At 45.4% G+C, this 19,037-nt stretch carries 16 protein-coding genes and 1 pseudogene; 5 read left to right on the top strand and 12 right to left on the bottom strand.

Annotated elements, in window-relative coordinates:
* The first annotated feature begins 46 nt into the window (after positions 1 to 46).
* Positions 47 to 229, top strand: a complete 183-nt coding sequence (locus tag QD47_RS32860; RefSeq protein WP_152643754.1) for a hypothetical protein — start codon at positions 47 to 49, stop codon at positions 227 to 229.
* 8 nt (positions 230 to 237) lie between these two features.
* Complete coding sequence (locus QD47_RS32855) at positions 238 to 702, top strand: hypothetical protein (protein ID WP_152643753.1); 465 nt, start codon at positions 238 to 240, stop codon at positions 700 to 702.
* Positions 703 to 817: 115 nt separating this feature from the next.
* Here QD47_RS32855 and QD47_RS00660 read toward each other — a convergent pair whose 3' ends face one another.
* The 5 genes from QD47_RS00660 to QD47_RS00640 all read right to left on the bottom strand — a co-directional run bounded on the left by QD47_RS00660 (position 818) and on the right by QD47_RS00640 (position 6,037).
* Positions 818 to 1,603: a copper amine oxidase N-terminal domain-containing protein gene (locus QD47_RS00660; RefSeq protein WP_044644290.1), complete on the bottom strand. Its 786-nt coding sequence runs from the start codon at positions 1,601 to 1,603 to the stop codon at positions 818 to 820.
* 53 nt (positions 1,604 to 1,656) lie between these two features.
* Positions 1,657 to 2,775, bottom strand: coding sequence for a hypothetical protein (locus tag QD47_RS00655; protein ID WP_044644289.1), 1,119 nt, complete (start codon positions 2,773 to 2,775; stop codon positions 1,657 to 1,659).
* Positions 2,776 to 2,987: 212 nt separating this feature from the next.
* On the bottom strand, positions 2,988 to 4,169 hold the full coding sequence (locus tag QD47_RS00650) for an NAD(P)/FAD-dependent oxidoreductase (RefSeq protein WP_044644288.1): 1,182 nt from the start codon (positions 4,167 to 4,169) through the stop codon (positions 2,988 to 2,990).
* Positions 4,170 to 4,196: 27 nt separating this feature from the next.
* Complete coding sequence (locus tag QD47_RS00645; RefSeq protein ID WP_044644287.1) at positions 4,197 to 4,628, bottom strand: DUF1641 domain-containing protein; 432 nt, start codon at positions 4,626 to 4,628, stop codon at positions 4,197 to 4,199.
* Positions 4,629 to 5,239: 611 nt separating this feature from the next.
* Complete coding sequence (locus QD47_RS00640) at positions 5,240 to 6,037, bottom strand: HNH endonuclease (RefSeq protein WP_044644286.1); 798 nt, start codon at positions 6,035 to 6,037, stop codon at positions 5,240 to 5,242.
* 260 nt (positions 6,038 to 6,297) lie between these two features.
* Between QD47_RS00640 and QD47_RS00635 the strand changes: the two genes are divergently transcribed.
* A complete protein-coding gene (locus QD47_RS00635) occupies positions 6,298 to 7,791 on the top strand; it encodes an alpha-amylase (protein WP_044644285.1) in 1,494 nt (497 codons plus the stop codon).
* 64 nt (positions 7,792 to 7,855) lie between these two features.
* Here QD47_RS00635 and gpmA read toward each other — a convergent pair whose 3' ends face one another.
* A complete protein-coding gene (gene gpmA / locus QD47_RS00630) occupies positions 7,856 to 8,605 on the bottom strand; it encodes a 2,3-diphosphoglycerate-dependent phosphoglycerate mutase (protein WP_044644284.1) in 750 nt (249 codons plus the stop codon).
* A gap of 635 nt (positions 8,606 to 9,240) precedes the next feature.
* Here gpmA and QD47_RS00625 point away from each other — a divergent pair.
* Complete coding sequence (locus QD47_RS00625) at positions 9,241 to 9,759, top strand: hypothetical protein (RefSeq protein WP_052646698.1); 519 nt, start codon at positions 9,241 to 9,243, stop codon at positions 9,757 to 9,759.
* 842 nt (positions 9,760 to 10,601) lie between these two features.
* Here the strand turns inward: QD47_RS00625 and QD47_RS00620 are convergent.
* The 6 genes and pseudogenes from QD47_RS00620 to QD47_RS00595 all read right to left on the bottom strand — a co-directional run bounded on the left by QD47_RS00620 (position 10,602) and on the right by QD47_RS00595 (position 17,512).
* Positions 10,602 to 10,853 (bottom strand): aspartyl-phosphate phosphatase Spo0E family protein, encoded by a 252-nt coding sequence (locus QD47_RS00620; RefSeq protein WP_044644283.1) that lies wholly within the window; start codon positions 10,851 to 10,853, stop codon positions 10,602 to 10,604.
* A 236-nt stretch (positions 10,854 to 11,089) separates the two neighbouring features.
* Positions 11,090 to 12,079 (bottom strand): annotated as a pseudogene (locus tag QD47_RS00615) (transcriptional regulator); the annotation flags it as partial.
* A gap of 453 nt (positions 12,080 to 12,532) precedes the next feature.
* Entirely contained in the window at positions 12,533 to 13,273 is a 741-nt protein-coding gene (locus tag QD47_RS00610; RefSeq protein ID WP_044644282.1) for a Bax inhibitor-1/YccA family protein, read from the bottom strand.
* 147 nt (positions 13,274 to 13,420) lie between these two features.
* Positions 13,421 to 13,708, bottom strand: a complete 288-nt coding sequence (locus QD47_RS00605; RefSeq protein WP_044644281.1) for a hypothetical protein — start codon at positions 13,706 to 13,708, stop codon at positions 13,421 to 13,423.
* Between the two features lie 234 nt (positions 13,709 to 13,942).
* Positions 13,943 to 16,237, bottom strand: coding sequence for a glycoside hydrolase family 2 protein (locus QD47_RS00600; protein WP_044644280.1), 2,295 nt, complete (start codon positions 16,235 to 16,237; stop codon positions 13,943 to 13,945).
* Between the two features lie 210 nt (positions 16,238 to 16,447).
* Entirely contained in the window at positions 16,448 to 17,512 is a 1,065-nt protein-coding gene (locus QD47_RS00595) for a LacI family DNA-binding transcriptional regulator (RefSeq protein ID WP_044644279.1), read from the bottom strand.
* A 177-nt stretch (positions 17,513 to 17,689) separates the two neighbouring features.
* Between QD47_RS00595 and pepT the strand changes: the two genes are divergently transcribed.
* Entirely contained in the window at positions 17,690 to 18,925 is a 1,236-nt protein-coding gene (gene pepT, locus QD47_RS00590) for a peptidase T (protein ID WP_044644278.1), read from the top strand.
* Positions 18,926 to 19,037 lie beyond the last annotated feature (112 nt).

The following is a 19,037-nucleotide window of genomic DNA, read 5'->3' as shown; positions in this document are numbered from 1 at the left end:
GATTACGACACTGACTCATGAACTGAACACGGCGAAAGCAGTGAACATGACTAAAGACGCTACCATCGCTCAATTGCAAAAAGACAATCAGACGTTAAAAGATGACGCAAGCAAAAATAGCTCTAGCTCCTTGAAAGATCTTCAAAAGGAACTGAACGATGATCACAGCGATGAATACAAAAACAACTCTGATATCTCGCTCAGTGGCAATAAAACAATATTACCATGACTATCGAAATGAAAAATCCCAGATGGGATGACCTATCCGACAGCAGAAAGGATAGCTACCTAGAGGACATCGTGGAAGATATTTTGAAAGAGTATAAAAATGCCGATGTTGACGGTACGGTTAAGAATTCAAGCAATAACGATAAATTGGCGACCTTTACAACCAACAGCAGAGGCGATGTTACTTTGAAGAATGTATCTTCTTCCTTGGATGCAGGCGCGATCCAACGTAGATTGTTCGATAGATACAGCAGCTATCCTGGTATTAGCTTTGATTTCGAAGTAACAGGCAACAGCAGTGAAGCTAGAGTAGATGTATATGTAAATTCATCTGATTGGAATAAATTCTATAACAGTCAAAGAAACAACCTGACAGACGACGTTATTGACTATCTTAAAGACAATGAGTCTGTATCCAAAGTCGTGAGATACGTACGCAATAAAGGGAACAGCAGTCAAATCATTACCTTCTAAGATTATGACTTGTTCATATTATAATCATATAAAGAGAGACCGGATCATTATTGACCCAGTCTCTCTTTATCATATACGAAGAGGTTAAGTAGTACAGTACATTTCACTCTTCGCTCTAATCAATAAGCCGTCCCACTGCAATAATATATTGCATTTTTTCACGCATTTCCCCAAAATCGCGTTTTAACGTCAGCTTCCCTACTCCAGTAAATTGAATCTTGCTCTTTGATAACGATTTGGTGTAAGGATCCATAGTGTATGTTTTCCCATACATTATTAAAGGGCGGATGTCCACTTGTTTCTCGGAAAATTTCAAGCTTTCATCATAGTTTGCGTGAATTTTCAGCTTTCCTACGCCATTCCATTCATAACTGTGCAGGTCAAAGGCTTCCTTATTTGTTACCTCCGCAAGATCTTGTCCCAAAAAGCTGAGAAGCACCTGACTTTTATTGAAGCTGTCATGTTCAAGCTTCAGTAAGCCCCGCTGGGCGTCCCATTGCATCTTGACATCCGTATCCTTAACCAACACCGAAATAGGGAGAAACATAGCATCCTCTTTTATAACAGGTACGGTATCCATTGTTACAGGCTCACCATTGATAAAAATATCTCTTGATCCAATGGTAACCACTACGCTACGCCCCAATAAATTTACCGTTGCCATTTTATTCATGGCATTGTACGCCAACTTACCTCCCAGTAAATCTTTTACCGCTTTGAGTGGGATCAGCAATCTCCCTTTCTGATCCAAAAAAGGTGTTGCAGGTTGAGTATAAAGGATGTAAAAATTGTTTACTTTAAAATGAATAGGAACTTCTTGAGATTTAGCAGTTGCGTCCCCTATTATTGGATTTAAACACAATAAAGTAATTAGACAACATATAAAAAAATTAGTTTTCATACTGTTCTCCTATAAACTTTATAACGTAGTTACCATCCATAAAGATGTGCTAATTATCTATTTTGGTTTTCAATCCAACTAGCCATCTTAGTGTCGGGATCATAGTACTTAATATAATAAGTAGGCCAAGCAATAGTTCCATACCATTTTTCCCCGTCCCACAATGAATATTCAGGGTAATTTCCCCAAGAATAGTAATAATCTGAGTTCACCTTGGAAACTAGTAAATTATAAAAATCCCCACTTATCGCTCCATAAATATTGTTCCCATCAAAGTTATTTTTCGCTATTGAAAAAACTCTTTTGAGAGACATCGAAGGAAAATCAGAATCATTAAAAAAAGTCATCATAGCGACAATTTTCTCGGAGCCAACTATTAGATAGGAATCGGCAGAAGTAGGGTCAATGTAAAATTTCATAGGTCTGATTTCTGCTCCTTCTGACCATGTTCCGTAAGAATATTCATACCGATTACTGTTTCTAACATAGCCCTGCCAAACTTTCCGACCAGTCTGGTAAGAAAATCCCCCTTCAACTCCTCGTCCTTTTGTTGAGTCGAATCCGAAGTAGAACCATGGCTGCTCTCCATCTCCCAAGCGATGAACATAAGGTAGCCAAAAATTCCCAGTCACACCATCGAATCCGTCATATTTCAATTGAGTCCTTGAGAAGGTTCCCGTTGTCCCCCCACTCACTTGTGATGGAGTGGGATTATTTTTACTTGATATGGAAACATCATGATTGTTGCTTGATTCACTCAAAGAGTTTGTTTCCGTATAAGTAGCATCCGTAACACTATCTTCTTTCGATTCAACCTTATCCGCCATACCTACATAACCTTTTTCTGAGCTGTATACTTCTCCATCGAGCGTAAGATATATGTATTCCGCTTTGTTAAGCTTCTCCAGATTTTGTTGTAGATCACTATTATTCTTACTCTTTAGTGATGTACTATCCGCTGTATTCAGCAGTTCAGCAATAGATGCTTTCGGATTAACAGCGATCTTGTGTTCTTGAAGCTCATGGACTATGGCCCGCTGTTTGAGATTTTCAAAAAATGAAGCGTCGTACGTACTAGTTTTCGATTCCGCATAGGCGAGGCTTCCCGAAAGTGAGGAGCACATGAGAATAGTTGCTAATCCCATGCCTAAAAACTTTTTTTTCCTAAACATACACAAACCTCCTAGTTATTTTTCAAAACTAGCATACCTCTACAAATGCGTATTTTCAACCATAATTTACAATTGATGACTAAATAAAGAACATATCTTTTTACACATCATGACATATAGAAGGTTGAATTACATATCAAAAAAAGATGCAACAGAAAAGAGAGCGCAGAACAGCGCTCTCTTCCAATCAAGCATATAAAATGTAAGGAATATTAATAGGCCAATGCAAAAAGTCCTTTGATGTGGGACAGGTAACGGATGTTACTGCCTTCCTTCATCAAAGTAGCTACAGCGCCTTTCAGTTGGGTGCCGTTCGCGCCTACCGTACCGATCGCGTCTGTTCTGCCCAAGCTGCCCAGCGTACCGGAGAATACTGGGTTAAAGTTTTCCATTTTCGCTCCGTTGAAGTAAGCAAAAATGTTATAACCAACGGTTTCGCCCATTTGCCAAGCCAACTGAGCAGTTGGAGGGTATGGACGCTCGCCTTCACCAGGGAACACCACTGCGCTGTCGCCAGCGAGGAAGATGTCTTCATGGGAAGTGGATTGCAGTGCACCGTTCACGGTTGCGCGGCCACGGTTCACTTCGATACCGGATGCGCCAACCAGTGCGTTGCCTTGTACGCCGCCTGTCCAGATCAGGGTGTTCGTTTGGATCGAACGTCCGTCTTTGAGCAGAACTTCGTCGGCTTTCATTTCCGTAATTGGAACACCAGCTACGATTTGAACGCCACGTTTTTCAAGGCTTGTTACTGCACGATCGACCAGTGCTTGAGGGAAGCCTGCCAAAATAGATGGTCCCGCTTCTACGCAATACAGGTTAATATCTTCGTAGTTAATGCCTTTTTCACGACAAACCGCAGGCAGCTTGTCAGCATATTCGCCCACCAGCTCGACACCAGTCAGACCGCCACCACCGATAACGATTGTAGCGTCCGCTTTGTTGCCGGATTGCTTGTAGGCATCCAGACGAGCTTCTACGTGTGCGCGAATGCGATTCGCTTCTGCCACTGATTTCAGCGTGAAGCTGTGTTCTTGCAGCCCCGGAATACCGAAGTAAGCCGTTTCGCTGCCCAGGGAAATAACGAGAGCATCATAGCTCAACGTAGCTCCACTGGCCAGGGATACTTTTTTATCGTCCGGTTTGATTTCCGAAACGGTATCCACTTTCAGGATAATTTCTTTGTTACGCAGCAGTTTCTCCAAAGGAAGCGCAACAGCTTTCTCGGCAATTGTACCTGCCGCCAAACGGTGCAGCTCCGTAATAATTTGGTGCGACGCAAAGCGGTTTACCACTGTAATGGTTGCTTGGCTAGCGTCCAGATGCTGGCGTGCTGTCAGAGCGGCCAGCAAGCCGCCGTATCCGCCGCCCAAGATCAAAATTTGCTTCGACATGTCCATCCTCCGTTCTTGATCAGGTAATTATTTGCTCTCGCGTTGGCGCTCATTCAGAATATCCAGGAAAGCCTGGCTGAAACGCAGCGTTTTTTGTACATTTGGATCTTTAAGCATTTTGAGCAGGCCAAACAGACCTACACTGCCGTCTGTAGTTTGTACGCGGTCTCCTGCTTCAATGGCAGCAGAAGCCAAGCCTTTAGCCGACTCTGTAACAGGCTTCACAAACTCTCCCATGGAACTTTTCATATCGCCGATAAATACAGGGTCGGTTGCCAAACTACGGGCTACATCATAAGCGTCGGTCATCAAAGTAACCATCTCAGTCAACTTGGGCAGATTCTCAACCAGTACGGTCAGCGATTGCTGAACCTCCGGTTTCATCAATTGGTCCAATACATCCCGAGACTCTTTAGTAGCTTCTTGTGTTACAGCCACCTCTTGTTGGTTTTCAGACATGCGTGAACGTCCTCCTTTACTGTGAAAATAGAAGTCCATTCCTTTCTCGTAACCTGTATCCATAAACTCTAGCAATAAAACGTTCATTGAATTCACGCCCTTAAACATGCAAGAAGCACAGCTAAAACCGGCCTATACCCTAAAGGGCAAGACTGATTTATCGCAGACGCCAATTGTATATTGCTCAGACGGTATTCTGTTGTTACTGCTGCGGAATATCCCACGAAGCGCTTCTCCGTGACAACAACAGGCCGAAACGGAACCCTATACCTCTATATTACACTGTTTACAATACAATCGTCGAAGAAATTTTAAATTTGCACAAATTTCTACAAAATTTTTATTGTTATTTTAGATAAAAATTAGAATAAGCTCGTTTTTTGTCCAATTTTCCGCAAAAAAAGGGTCATATCATAGCATGCAAGGGTAATAGAGAGAGTGAATCTCATATCGCGATCACATGAAAATCACCACAAAATATGTATACGGAGGTTTGATACGATGCCTAAACAGACCAACGCATTGAGGCCAATCCCGATACGTTCATCATTGATGCGCAGGACTCCCACGACGCGGGCGCTTGCGGTCTGATTCGCGGGAGTGCCCTGCGTTCATAGGGAGTCCTCAGGAGCATCTGCATCACCATGAGATGGCAACGGCACACCAGATTCGATGAATTCATCGACATCACGGGCCGCCTTAAATTGATTGCATTCGTTGCAAGCACATACGCAATTGACAGGCGTCGTGTGTCCCCCTTTGGCACGGGGCAGCAAATGATCAATGGTATCGCCGTAACCCCCGCAGAAAAAGCAGGTATAGCGATCACGCTTGAGCACATATTGACGGAATTCCTTATTGCTGTAGAGTCTGCGGATGGTGTACGGATTAACAACCACTGCCATACGCTCTCTAACCAGGGTAACCGCCAGATCAAATTCAATCTCCTGATGCCAACGTCTCCCCTGATCGGTTTTGCCCCTTAACCGAATCATGCCGTTACGGTTGAGCCGCAGAACCTTGGTATCCGCAGGCTTCAGCCTGCTGAGCAAATGTCGAACACGCTGCCGATGACGCTCACGGGCTTTATCCGTGACTGGCTTCCTGCGGGGCGGCTGAGGCTGCACATCAGGCTGTGCGGACGGCTCCATGCCTTGCACGGTTGCCTCATCCCCAGCGCCATGCGATGCCAGGGAAGCCGTCCCCTCGCCGGAAGGAGCGGACGCAGACGCACGTTCTTGCGCCGCTAGCCCCCGGCAGGAACGACAAGGACCACGCCGGGAATAAGGACCGGACCGGCGACCGGTTCTGCGCTGAAATTCCGTTAAAGGCTTCAGCTCCTGACAATACGTACATTTTTTCATCAGCGGTTTACCCGCTTCGTTCCTGATTGACTGCGATTCCGTCATGTCCGCCCCTCCTTTCCCCGTTGCTCACGTTTACCGAATACTTGAAACCCGAACTTTTGTTAAGTTAAATTCATTCTACCGTTTTCACGTTCCCTTTTCTAGCTATCGAATATATATACTCTCAAGGTATAACAAATTTTAATCATTTGGCATACGTTATACAGCGATCCCTGTTCTTCGTTCGGCAGCTTATTAACCGCCTGACGTTTAGCCCCCCTTGCTTGGTGGGTAACTTGTTATATATGAAGGAGGGACGCATGATGAAAAGGAACCATACGATGATGCAGTTTTTCGAGTGGAACGTCGAGGCTGACGGCTCCCACTGGAAGAAACTTGCTCGCCTGGCACCGGAATTGAAGGCCAAAGGAATTGACGCGATATGGATTCCACCTGTCACCAAGGGCCAATCCCCCGAGGATACGGGATACGGCGTCTATGACCTTTACGATCTGGGTGAGTTTGATCAAAAAGGTGCGGTGCGCACCAAATACGGTACAAGGGAAGATCTGCTGGAGGCTATTGCTGCCTGCGTTCGCCACGGTGTAGCCGTCTATGTCGATCTGGTCATGAACCATAAAGCTGGCGCGGATGAAACCGAAGTATTCAAGGTCGTCGAGGTCAACCCGGATAACCGCAATGAGGTCATTTCCGAGCCGTTCGATATCGAAGGCTGGACTAAATTTACGTTCCCCGGTCGTCAGGGTCAGTATTCCACATTTCAATGGAATTTTGAGCATTTTAACGGAACCGATTACGATGCAAGTCAGGACCGAACGGGAATTTATCGTATTTTAGGCAAAAATAAAAGCTGGAGCGAGCATGTAGATGATGAATTCGGTAATTATGATTATTTGATGTTCGCCAATATTGACTATAATCATCAGGAAGTGCGCAAGGAAATGATCCGCTGGGGCAAATGGCTGGTGGATACCCTACAATGCAACGGATTTCGGCTGGACGCAATCAAGCATATCAATCATGAATTTGTACGGGAGTTCGCGACGGAAATGATCAAAAAGCGCGGACAGGACTTTTATATGGTAGGCGAGTTTTGGAAACCCGATCTGGAATCATGTCAAAAGTTTCTGGACACCATTGATTATAAAATCGACCTGTTTGACGTATCCCTCCACTACAAACTACATAGCGCTTCCTTGGGTGGAAAGGATTTCGATTTAAGCACCATTTTCGAGGATACGCTAGTCCAGACTCATCCCCTGAACTCCGTTACTTTTGTCGATAATCATGATTCCCAGCCCCATGAAGCTCTGGAATCGTGGGTAGAGGACTGGTTTAAGCCCAGCGCCTACGCGCTCATCTTGCTGCGCAAGGACGGTTACCCCTGCGTATTCTACGGCGATTACTATGGCATTCAAGGGCAAACGCCCGTGAAAGGCAAACAGGCCGAGCTGGATCCGCTCCTGTACGCCCGCTATCATAAAGCCTATGGTGAGCAAAAGGATTATTTGGATGATCCCCATACGATTGGATGGGTTCGTCAGGGCGTGCCTGAACTGGAAGGCTCCGGCTGTGCCGTGGTGGTCACCAACGCCGACAACGGAGAGAAGCGTATGTTTGTGGGAAAACACCGCGCAGGAGAGCAATGGACCGATCTGACGGGCCGTCACGACCATATCGTACAGATTGAACAGGATGGCTACGGCGTATTCCCGGTTCGTGCTGGCAGTGTATCGGTGTGGGCGCTTCCCGCCGAGGATGACAGCCCGGAAGCAGACGACGACGTGGACGCTTAACTTATACCCAACCCAAAGAGGACAGGATGCGAGGATGCGCCCTGTCCTCTTTTTTTATCGAAAATCACTCCGTCACCTTGCTTTGATTAGCCACAACCTGTTTTTTCGCCTTCACATGACTCGGATCACCAAGATAGAAGCGCCGAATGGGATCTATATGCTCGTCCAGCTCATATACCAGCGGAATGCCTGTCGGAATATTCAAATCCAGCAGTGCGGTTTCGTCCAAATTCTCCATGTACTTGATCAATGCCCGCAGGGTGTTGCCATGCGCGGAAATAATGACCCGTTCCTTTTTTTGCACCAAGGGCACAATCCGCTGCTTCCAAAACTCACCGACCCGATGCACGGTATCCTCCAAACTTTCCCCAAGCGGCAGCTCTTCCGGCTTAATGTTACGGTATCGTTCCTCCCTGTGAGGACTGCGTTCATCCTGTTCATCCAGCATGGGAGGCCGTACCGTCAGGCTGCGCCGCCAGATATGAACCTGCTCCTCGCCGTATTGGACGGCAGAATCCAGCTTGCTGAGTCCCTGAAGAGCACCATAATGGCGTTCGTTCAGCTTCCACGACTTCTGTACGGGTATCCACAAATGATCCAGTTCGTCCAAAATGTGATACAGCGTACGAATGGATCGTTTCAGCACCGAAGCGAACGCCAGATCAAACGTATACCCGGCCTCCTTGAGAATACGGCCCGCCTCTATGGCTTCATGGGTTCCCTGCTCGGTCAGGTCCACATCCGTCCAGCCTGTAAACAGGTTTTGGCGGTTATACACGCTTTCTCCATGCCTCACCAGCACTACTTGATACATAGAAGACCCCACTCCTTTACTTACTATCGTTATGTTTATGTTTTACCTAACTTCTATGTATTTAACGTAAAATAAAGTTTTTAAACAGGTTCTTTTACTACTCGCAAAAACAGGAGGTTTCTCCATAGCCTGATCACCCAAATTTGTGTGCTTTTTTTGGATAGTTTTTTGGGACAGGATTTTGCAAAATTCGATCTATATATTGTTCATTGGAAGTCGCTTATTGGATTTTTGCAAACTCCTCGGGAATGAAATACTTAAAAAATGGAACAGCAACTCAGAGTTAAAAACAAAGACAAACAACTTTGACCGATGACGAGAGCAGCTCCTTTCCCCAGAGACCATCCGGGGCCTTACGGCACGCACAGGCAGCAAGGCACCAGTTAACCAGCGGAAACATGAACAACCTGGTCAGAACCCTTGCGCGGTTCAATTCCGTAGCGTGCCTTATTAAGATAATGGAATCATTGTCCATTTTTTTGTTGAAAAATTACAATAAAAAAACTTATAATGTAAAAGAAAATAAATAATTACCTGTAAAAACTTCATTGATCAGGAAGGCATAAATAGATTTTTTACATAATCAATTTGATTGATAAAGTACACAGGTAAAAAAAATTAAAGAGAGTGGGTTTATGAGTATGAAAAACATTAAAAAAGCTTCTGTAGTATCTGTTTTGTCTTTAGCTCTTGCAATTCCATTAACTGCTTCTGCCGCAGCTACTACGGATGTTGCACCAGCTACAACTGACTCAGCAGCAGTTTCCCAATCTGCAAACACATCGATTGATGTGACTACACCAACAACTGGTGATCATGTCATTACTCCACAAGCTACTGATGGACAAATTGTCGATCGTCCAGTAGCTGGATTTAATGATTCTGCTGATTTTGACGTTAAAGGAGGATATGGATATGTAAGATTGTACTTGAGAAACACAGGAAACACTACTATAACTTTTACTGTGAATCAGGGAAGTGCATCTGGTGCGGAAAAGTACAGTGGAACAGTAAAACCTGGTAAAACATTCGATGAAATATTAAATTCAAGCAAGGCATGGTCCTCAGGGAAATTTTATGTTAGTTTAAGTAGTGGTTCTGGTTCCATGTCTGGAAAGCTCGGAGTTCGGACTAGTACTAATACGAATTTTTAAATATAATTGCTGGGAAAGCGAGCCAATGAGGCTCGCTTTTTTTGTTGGGGGTGATATTCATGAAGAAAAGCCCGAAACCAGGAATATGTATGCTTTGCAACGACCCCAACCCGAACCCGGAGCACACAACGATGGGCGCATCCTTTTGTGATACATGTTGGGATGTAATGAAATCTGGGGATGAGGACAAATTGGGTGAAAGGATCATTTGGGACAAGTGATATCAAGAAAGTGAGCAAAAGCCAGCTTATTATGGTTTAACTGCCCATTTTCCGGTAATGTCCAGTTTCTGCGCTTTGACGACCATTTTCAGTAATCAGTAAAATGGTCTTGTTCTTCCTCTCTAGTAACTAGGTACAAATGCTTTTATGCAAGAGCGCAGCGTTTTGCATCCCGCTTGCGGGAATAGATCCTATCGCTGTTTATTTTTTCGGGTTTTAAATAAGCGCCTGTGTCAATTTGGTGCTGATAAGTATATAAAGCGTAATATAAAAGCCGGATATCGGTATTTTCGTGCTGATAAACGTAATACATAGGCAGATAAGTCGCTCAATGATGAGTGGCTTTTTTTATTGCCTTTTGAAATGTTAAATAGGTTTTGAAGAAAGCAACTCATACGCAGCCATGAAATCATTCACTTCCTCCAAAGTCAATTTATTATTCTGTCCATTCTCTCCTATCCATCCAATGATATATCCACCGACAACCATAGCCTTTTCTGAGTCTGTTCCATCAGATATCACACTTTGCAGTTAATTAAAAACAAATTTTATATTTTATTACATGGGCTTGCGTTTTTATTTTTATCTCAAATAATCCATTTTATTGAATAATTATGATTGTTATGTGGGATTAAGAGGAGGAATATTTTTGCATACAAAGGATGTGGTGTCTGAGGTTTCTGACTGAACATAGTGGTGATGTAACTTCTTAGTCTGATACATACGATTGTACTGATTAATTAGTTCGTCCAAAATCATAGCCTGCTCAAGTACGCGAGCATGTCCAAAGCCATGCTGCTTGTACAGATCATGCAACCGTTGACGGGCGCTTTCCAACTGTTGATTTAACGTTAAAGTTTCATCTATGTTCATGTCTTCAACCTCCTAATGAATTTCATTTTAGAAGATAATGGACAAATACAGCATGATCATTTTTTAGCCAAAACAACAAAATAAACAAAAAAAGCCAGCCTAACGGCTGGCCAAGGTAATAATTCTTATTGATTAAGCTGTACCAATATGTCCTTGAACCTGGATTGCGTTAGAGCTTGGGATTCCGGTTGGAACTGGTAGTGCGAATACCAGTAATAAGCTAGTTGTTACTAAGGTTAAAAGCTATCTTTTTTGTCAATTCTTTCCCACATGTCATACCCAGCCAGTATTTCAAGAGTGGCATAGGCTTTGAAACGCTCAAACAAGCCAACACAATTGGCAATAAGTAGTCCATGGTTAATTGTAACAGCTTTTTCATAAGCGTTTATTAAACTTTTGAAACCGTATGGATATCTACCTTTGTTCAAGCTGTATTTAGCCAGTTTGTACCAAAATCGTGCTTGCTGTTGCTGTAGAAACGGCTCAGCAGGAGATGGTTCCTTATACGACGCAAGTTTAGGTTCAAAGCGATGGATGATGTGATCCACATCAATATTATATTTATTCGCTGCTTCAACGATATTCAAAAGTTCATTAAAAATGTGTTGTTCGCCGGATATATATTCTACGTAGTCCGATAGGACACTAACATCTCCAGACATAAGCCTGTTTACGTAAGTATTAATTTTGGCCCATTGCTGAAATTTACCTAGCCAATGGAGTGTATCTGAATCTGTTTCTTTAACCCAGCTTAGATCAGTATAGCCACGTATATGCTCTAAAGCCTGTACATGATCTCCATTTGCATCACAAGCGTGTGCACACATCAGTTCAGCATAAGCTATGTATACAAACAGAGGTCTGCTAAGTTTCTTTACCGGTTTTATTTCTCGCTTGGAGTTATGAACCAAATTGTACTGAATTTGTCCTAACTTATACATTTGGCATGAAAATTTATAGACCTTATCCCACAAGCTCAATGATCTATACACGTTTGCCAAGTCTTTCAAGGCATCCAGTTGGTCAATTTCATCCAAACGGTCGACAAAAGGTTCAAATTTAGCTGCTGCTTGTAGATTTTGAGCCTGATCTTCCCCTATCCGAATGCTAAATAGCCGATACTGGCATAAAGCAAGTCTTTCTGAATGCTGCTTTCTTTCACTCTCAGCCGCGTTTTCATAAAGGTAAGCTGCTGTGTCCCGATAACCTTTGTGGAACAAATCCTCGAAGCAGCAAACATAAATGAATGGAATATAGACGAGTATTATTATATTCCCGATCAGCTAGAGACTTTTTCCAGCTTTGAAGACCTTGGAAATCGTGTGTATTATGTGAAATTACTAAATCAACTAGCTATCTATAATATAAATCAGCAGCGTTATGGTGTCGCCATAAATTATATTCTGAATTATTTGCAAACAGCAGTTAAATGGATTTATACAGGGAGTGCATTCACCTGAGAAAAGCATTAGTAGTTACATTTATGCTGATGACATTTTTTAGTATTTTAAATCCGCTTTCTTTTCCTTCTTCAAATTCAACCATTGTTCCTTTCAATCACGGTGTTAACGAGTAACAGCAAAGGCCACTTGCATCAGCAGGTGGTCCTCAGCCGCCCTCTTCTCCTTATCCTGCACCTATCTGCACATGAAGTGAAACTATTCATGAATCGCAGGCACTTAGTCTCTTTTACTGAATTTGGACAACAGCTCCAAAATCCGCACATACAGCCACACTAAAGTCACCAGCAATGCAAACGCGCCATACCACTCCATATATTTCGGTGCGCCTTGATCCGCTTGCTCCTCGATGAAATTAAAATCCAGCAGCAGATTCAAAGCCGCTATCACAACGATAAACAGACTGATACCGATACCAAGCCAGCCTGTCTCATGAATATACGGAACATTCATCCCGAAAAAGTTCAAAATAAAGTCGACCAGCGTCACCAGGAAAATCGCCAACGTACACAAGACAACGAAGGAGATAAAGCCCCGGGTAACCTTAATGATTCGCTGTGTATACATAAAGAGCATCAAAAACAAAATGCCCACTGTCAGCAAAATCGCATTCGCCACGATGCCGGGATAGTCATATTCCATGAAAGCTGAAATTCCGCCTAAAGCAAAACCGCTCAGAATCGCGTAAACAGGCGATAGAAACGAAGCAGATTTTGGAAAAAAGGATATAACCAGTGCTACGCCAACCATGCCAAGTGAGCCTGCGGTGATCAAGGATAATACCTCTACTGTACCTTGGTAGGTCATGTACCAGGTGATACTGCCCGCAATAATCAGCAGAACCAGCAAGAGCAGCGTTTTGTTAATCGTGCCCCCGATGGTCATGCGTTGTTCGCTAGCTTCTCTTTCATCTTCACGCACGAAGATGTCATCACGTAAAACCGGATTGCTAAAGCTCATAAAGGGGATGCTCCTTTTCGATGTTGTATTTACTATGCCATATGTATATATCGGCACAACCTAAAAAAAGTTTCAGAAAATTTTCAAAGCAAAAAACTCTAGCTCACCTTACGGCAAACTAGAGCTAGAGGATCAGGTCGTTACAGCTTAAAAATCAGCTGTCGCAATCTGGATCGTACCAGTAGCTGCTCCAGCTGCGGTAGTCTGAAGAGCGGCTACCAGCAGTAAAGCAACAGCCAACGTGAGACTGTTAGTTGGAGGGATAACATAAGTGATCACGGGTGCGTTGACACGAGTAACGACAAGATTGATCGGAGCCGGACCGTTATTATTAACGGTAATTGTAGCATTCGCGCCACCGTTCAAGTTTTCAAAGTATGATTTACCAATATTGGCAGCGAGAGAATAGAATTGCTGAGGTAATAGAATCGCCATAGGATTCACCTCCCTTGTGCTTGGTAGTGTATTCTATGCTTCCAATCTATCAACGCAACGTCAACTGACTCAGCAATAATACACAAATTAACAGACTCATAGATTAGAGTCCCTATACACAGGCCAAAAAAGGGTTGCCTTCTCAGATCCTTTGCAGAACCTGATCGACAACCCCTTCTTAAATAAACGAAGAAATAACCTACGTCATATAACGTTAAATGTTCTATTTTAACTCTACTGCACGCGAATACTTACTTCCTGCGGGTCAAAACGGGATGGCGCGGAAACCTTCACACGGATATTACCCGCCTCTCCCTTTGTACGAACCCAGAACGCAATACGTCCACCAATCAGGGATAAGGTTGAAGGGCCGATCAAATCGCCCGCTCCCTCGACCTCCACGGAAACCGGATCAGCATAGAAAGGCAGGACATTGCCGTATTCGTCCAGAGCATCCACCACAACTCTCGTCACGTCCCAATCGCCCGCCTCCAGCACTGTATCATCCGCAGCTACACGCAGCTCCGTGGGTACGGGATTACGGGAATAGCGTCTGCGAATGACCTCTTGACCGTCCACGTACCCGATGAACACGGCATCTTCCCACTTCATGCCCCAGTGGCCTGTCAGCTCGTCGACGACGACTGGAGGATGCGGAAGCGCCGGATACTTTTCCTGGTTCGGACGATAGACGCCCTTGCGCTCGTCACCATAAATGAATTCCACCTCATCACAATTGGTGAACACAACCAGCGGCACAACGCCCCCGATGTTCCGTTCGCCACGTGACCAGTAAGTGACTGGCTCCAAAATGATTTCCTGCTCGACCCGCTTCTGACTGCGATATACGTTCGCTGCGAATTTGGGCAAGCGGAACATATCCATGACACCGTGGTAGCAGATTTTATCGCCAGAGCCAAAATCCGCGTGTGTATTATAGTCAAAAGCGCACCAGCCGATCGCCCCGGCAATGCCTTCATCGGCATAGGAAGCATTCTGCACCCGCGTATGGCGCAGTGCATGCTCCATCATCCGTTCCTCCTGATCAAAGCGTTTGGTCGGGTACATATGCCCGTTATATTCCGTCACCAGATAAGGGACCGGATGATCCAGCTTGGTGACGATGGACGGCTCGCGCAGACCTGTCGTTTCGCCATCTACACCTTCTGTATCGTCATACGTATCAAAATTGCGGATTTCCTTCACCAAATATTTTTGATGCCCACCGTCATGAACGAAATCATTCATCGTATACACATCTTCCAGCAGTTCGCTGCCTACAATATAGCGCACTCCACCAGTCGCACGAGTCGGATCAAGCTTGCGTGCAAGCTCATTGGTACGTGCGTACAGCTCATGATCATCCTGCGATTCATTAATCCGCACGCCCCAGATCACAATAGACGGATGATTGCGGTCGCGGATAATCATGTCCTCTACGTCCTTTACCACCTGTTCCTTCCACGCTTGGCCGCCAATATGCTGCCAGCCCGGAATTTCCTCAAAAACGAGCAATCCAATCTCATCGCAACGGTCCAGAAAATGACGGGATTGCGGGTAATGTGATGTCCGCACCATATTCAGGCCCAATTCCTCTTTGAGTACATCCGCATCACGGCGCTGCGCTCTTTTGGGCATCGCATACCCGACGTACGGGTAGGACTGGTGGCGATTCAAGCCCAGTAGCTTGAGCTTCCGCCCGTTCAGGTAAAACCCGTCCGGCTGAAATTCGGCTTCGCGGAAGCCGAAGCGCACATTCAGCCGATCCAGCTCTTCTCCGTTCCGCAGCAGCGTCAGCTCTGCTTCATACAGCTTGGGATCATCCATATCCCAAAGCTGTAGGCCGTTCAGTTCTTTCAGCTCCAGCGTCACTTCCGCCGCCGTCACTGCTGTCGGCCCGGTCTCCGCCTTCACGTTCGCTCCGTCCAGCAGTCGCAGAGCGACTGTCAAATCGTCCTCCTGATCACTAATTCCCTCCAGCTCCAAGACCACGCGTACCGCCTTGCTTGCCGCAAGCGGCTCCGGTGTCTGCACGAATACCGTGCCGAGATGCACAGGCTCGACAACTCGCAGCTGCACCTCGCGGTAAATACCACCGTAGGTCAGATAGTCAATGACTGCCCCAAAAGGAGGGATGTCATCCCGTTCCGTGGAATCGACAATGACCGTTAGCACGTTGGAGCCGCCATATTCCGCAAGTCCGGTCAATTCAATACTGAACGGCGTGTAGCCACCTTTATGCTCCCCCGCTTTTACCCCGTTCAGATATACCTGCGCGTAAGTCATGACCCCTTCAAAATCGACGTACACCCGTTTCCCCTTGGTATCTGCCGGAATGTTCAACTCCCTTTTATACGTGGAAACAAACTGGAACGCCTTGTCGTCAAAATAGTTATACGGCAGCTCTACATTGGTGTGTGGCAGCAGAATAGGCTCATACCGACTCGCATCAATTCCTGCGCTTATTTCACTCTCAACAAACTCGGGACGGTAAAACCACTGGTCATTCAACGGCAAAATGGTACGCATGAGCAGTCACCTCAACCTTTTATTTTTCAATCTGATACCATAGTAAAATATTTAAGTAAAAATAACGAGTAAAACTTGGTAAAATAAATATATTTTTAATGTAAGCATTTACAAAGCATTTGTCAATTCCGTTTTTTCATCTGTCCATACAAAAAAACAGCCCCGGCATCCGGAGCTGTGAAGATCATGAAATACACAATAGAGCACATTCTATATCGAATCGGTAAACGGCGGTCCACTGCTGTTACGAATCATCAGTTCGGTCGGAATGGTGACCTTGCGACCAACCTCATTCGGACCGTTGCGCACCGTATGCAGCAAGAGCTGAACGCCCGTTTCTCCCATCAATTCAGTATACGTCTTGACCGTCGTCAGCGACGGTGTCAAATATTCCGCTGTCGGAATATCATTGAAGCCGACAATTGAAATACGTTCAGGGACGGCGATTTGATGTTGCTCCAGCGCCTTTAATACACCAATCGCCACCGAATCGCTCGCAACAAAGAAGGCTGTAGGCAGGTTCTCTGGCCCCGCCAGAATGGCCGCTTCCATCGCACGAAAGCCGTCTGCCGCCGTCCCGCCGCACACATGAACATCGTTCGATGAACATAGCGCATGTTGCCTTTTATACCGTAAAAAGGTCTCATAGCGGGCATCCAGCTCCGTCTGGTCGGAAGGATGAGCCTCCTCATCCTTCCCCATGCCCACATATCCGATGTGACGGTGGCCTGCGTCCAGCAAATAATCCAGCGCTTCCGCCGTAGCACGAGCGAGGTCAATGACGACATAGTCCGCACCTGTACGCTCTACCGGGTAATCCAGAAAAACACAAGGAACAGGAAGCTCCAGCATACGCTCCACTTCCTTGCTGCTAAAGTGCCCGAGAACGATCAACCCGTGCAACCCTTCGGACAGTGTCTTTAGTGCGGACAGGTCTTCCCCTCGAAAAATGCGCTCCAGATGCGCCCCGCTTTGGCGGCATTCCTTTTCCACCCCGAACCGGATGGACAAATAATACGGGTCCTCCAATTCTTCATACGCGCTAAACCAACGCACCATACCGAGCCGAATCGGCCCCTCGGCCTTTTTGCGAGGCTGACGCCCGATACCGCCATTTTTACGTTTAACAGTCGTATATTTCATCCGTTCGGCAACTTCAAAAATTTTACGCCGCGTTTCCTCTGACACTGACAGTGTTTCATCATAATTCAATACCCGAGAGACTGTTGATATGGAAACTTCCGCCTCCTGAGCAATATCTTTTAACGTAGGCATTGCATACTCCTTTGATTGTTTTACTCCATTTTTCCGTTCTTTTACTGTTATCTTACTCGTCGTCTCTGTACAACACAAGCTGTCGTTTTTGAAGGTTAAGCCAAATTTTTCATATAACAAGTCCAATCATGATAAAATATGGTTCATATCAGAAATGACACCAAGGAGGATATACGTATGAAACAGGAACTAATTGAACGCCTGACCACTTATGTTCAGGTAGATACCCAAGCCGATGAAAGCAGCAACACTTGCCCAACCACGCCCGGACAGCTCTCACTGGGCAACCTGCTGGTCAACGAACTGAAAGCCATTGGCATGACAGATGTAACGATGGACGACAACGGTTATGTCATGGCAACCCTTCCTTCCAATACGGATAAAGAAGTTCCGGTTATCGGCTTTTTGGCCCATCTCGATACCGCTACCGAAATGACAGGCGCAGGGGTAAAGCCCCAACTGACGGAAAATTATGATGGGGGCGATATTACGCTGAATGCATCGCTGGGTGTGAACCTTTCACCGCGCGAGTTCCCCGAACTGCCCCAATATAAAGGTCATACCCTGATCACAACGGACGGTACTACATTGCTTGGTGCAGATAACAAAGCCGGGATCGCAGAAATTATGACAGCCATACATTATCTGCTGGATCACCCGGAAATCCCGCATGGCAAGATTCGCGTCGCTTTTACACCGGACGAGGAGATTGGAAGAGGACCGGAACGGTTTGATGTAGCTGCTTTTGGGGCCCAATATGCCTATACAGTGGATGGTGGACCGCTCGGAGAACTGGAATACGAAAGCTTCAACGCCGCAGCCGCCCATATTACCATTCACGGTGCCAATGTCCATCCCGGTACAGCCAAAAACAAAATGATTAACGCCGTCAAAATTGCCATGGAGCTGAACGGACGATTGCCTGCGAATGAAGCTCCGGAATACACAGATGGATACGATGGCTTTTATCATTTGCTGGAATTTGAGGGTACGGTAGAACAAGCCAAACTGTACTATATTATCCGTGATTTTGATCGTGAAAGCTTTGAAAACCGGAAGGCTTACTTAACGAACGTGGTGAAAGAGCTGCAAGCCGCATATGGAGAAAACCGTATCGTTCTGGAGCTGAGAGATCAGTATTACAACATGAAGGAGAAAATCGAGCCCGTCAAGCACATCGTGGATGTTGCCCATGAAGCGATGACAAAGCTGGGAATTGATCCGATCATCAAGCCGATTCGCGGCGGTACAGATGGTTCACAGCTGTCCTATATGGGACTGCCTACACCGAATATTTTTACAGGTGGGGAGAATTACCACGGCAAATTCGAGTATGTGTCTGTGGACAACATGGTGCTTGCAACCAAGGTCATTGTCGAAATCGTACAATTATTCGAACAGCGCGGCGAGTGAACCGATTACAAGAAGCTTTTGCATCATCATAAAACGAAAGGGCACATCATTATTTCCTTGCTGGAAACGGTGTGCCTTTTTTCTGAAACTCTCATACTCGTTAAAATTTTCA

The sequence above is a fragment of the Paenibacillus terrae genome (assembly GCF_000943545.1).
GTDB lineage: Bacteria > Bacillota > Bacilli > Paenibacillales > Paenibacillaceae > Paenibacillus > Paenibacillus terrae_A.
This window is presented reverse-complemented; position numbering and strand designations above follow the sequence as displayed.

Bases quoted from the DNA above. Each gene is read 5' to 3' on its own strand.
- QD47_RS00635 (WP_044644285.1), top strand. From the start codon at position 6,298: ATGAAAAGGAACCATACGATGATGCAGTTTTTCGAGTGGAACGTCGAG.
- QD47_RS00640 (WP_044644286.1), bottom strand. From the start codon at position 6,037: ATGACGGAATCGCAGTCAATCAGGAACGAAGCGGGTAAACCGCTGATG.
- gpmA (WP_044644284.1), bottom strand. From the start codon at position 8,605: ATGTATCAAGTAGTGCTGGTGAGGCATGGAGAAAGCGTGTATAACCGC.
- QD47_RS32855 (WP_152643753.1), top strand. From the start codon at position 238: ATGAAAAATCCCAGATGGGATGACCTATCCGACAGCAGAAAGGATAGC.
- QD47_RS00625 (WP_052646698.1), top strand. From the start codon at position 9,241: ATGAGTATGAAAAACATTAAAAAAGCTTCTGTAGTATCTGTTTTGTCT.
- QD47_RS00595 (WP_044644279.1), bottom strand. From the start codon at position 17,512: ATGCCTACGTTAAAAGATATTGCTCAGGAGGCGGAAGTTTCCATATCA.
- pepT (WP_044644278.1), top strand. From the start codon at position 17,690: ATGAAACAGGAACTAATTGAACGCCTGACCACTTATGTTCAGGTAGAT.
- QD47_RS00645 (WP_044644287.1), bottom strand. From the start codon at position 4,628: ATGTCTGAAAACCAACAAGAGGTGGCTGTAACACAAGAAGCTACTAAA.
- QD47_RS00620 (WP_044644283.1), bottom strand. From the start codon at position 10,853: ATGAACATAGATGAAACTTTAACGTTAAATCAACAGTTGGAAAGCGCC.
- QD47_RS00610 (WP_044644282.1), bottom strand. From the start codon at position 13,273: ATGAGCTTTAGCAATCCGGTTTTACGTGATGACATCTTCGTGCGTGAA.
- QD47_RS00600 (WP_044644280.1), bottom strand. From the start codon at position 16,237: ATGCGTACCATTTTGCCGTTGAATGACCAGTGGTTTTACCGTCCCGAG.
- QD47_RS32860 (WP_152643754.1), top strand. From the start codon at position 47: ATGACTAAAGACGCTACCATCGCTCAATTGCAAAAAGACAATCAGACG.
- QD47_RS00650 (WP_044644288.1), bottom strand. From the start codon at position 4,169: ATGTCGAAGCAAATTTTGATCTTGGGCGGCGGATACGGCGGCTTGCTG.
- QD47_RS00605 (WP_044644281.1), bottom strand. From the start codon at position 13,708: ATGGCGATTCTATTACCTCAGCAATTCTATTCTCTCGCTGCCAATATT.
- QD47_RS00655 (WP_044644289.1), bottom strand. From the start codon at position 2,775: ATGTTTAGGAAAAAAAAGTTTTTAGGCATGGGATTAGCAACTATTCTC.
- QD47_RS00660 (WP_044644290.1), bottom strand. From the start codon at position 1,603: ATGAAAACTAATTTTTTTATATGTTGTCTAATTACTTTATTGTGTTTA.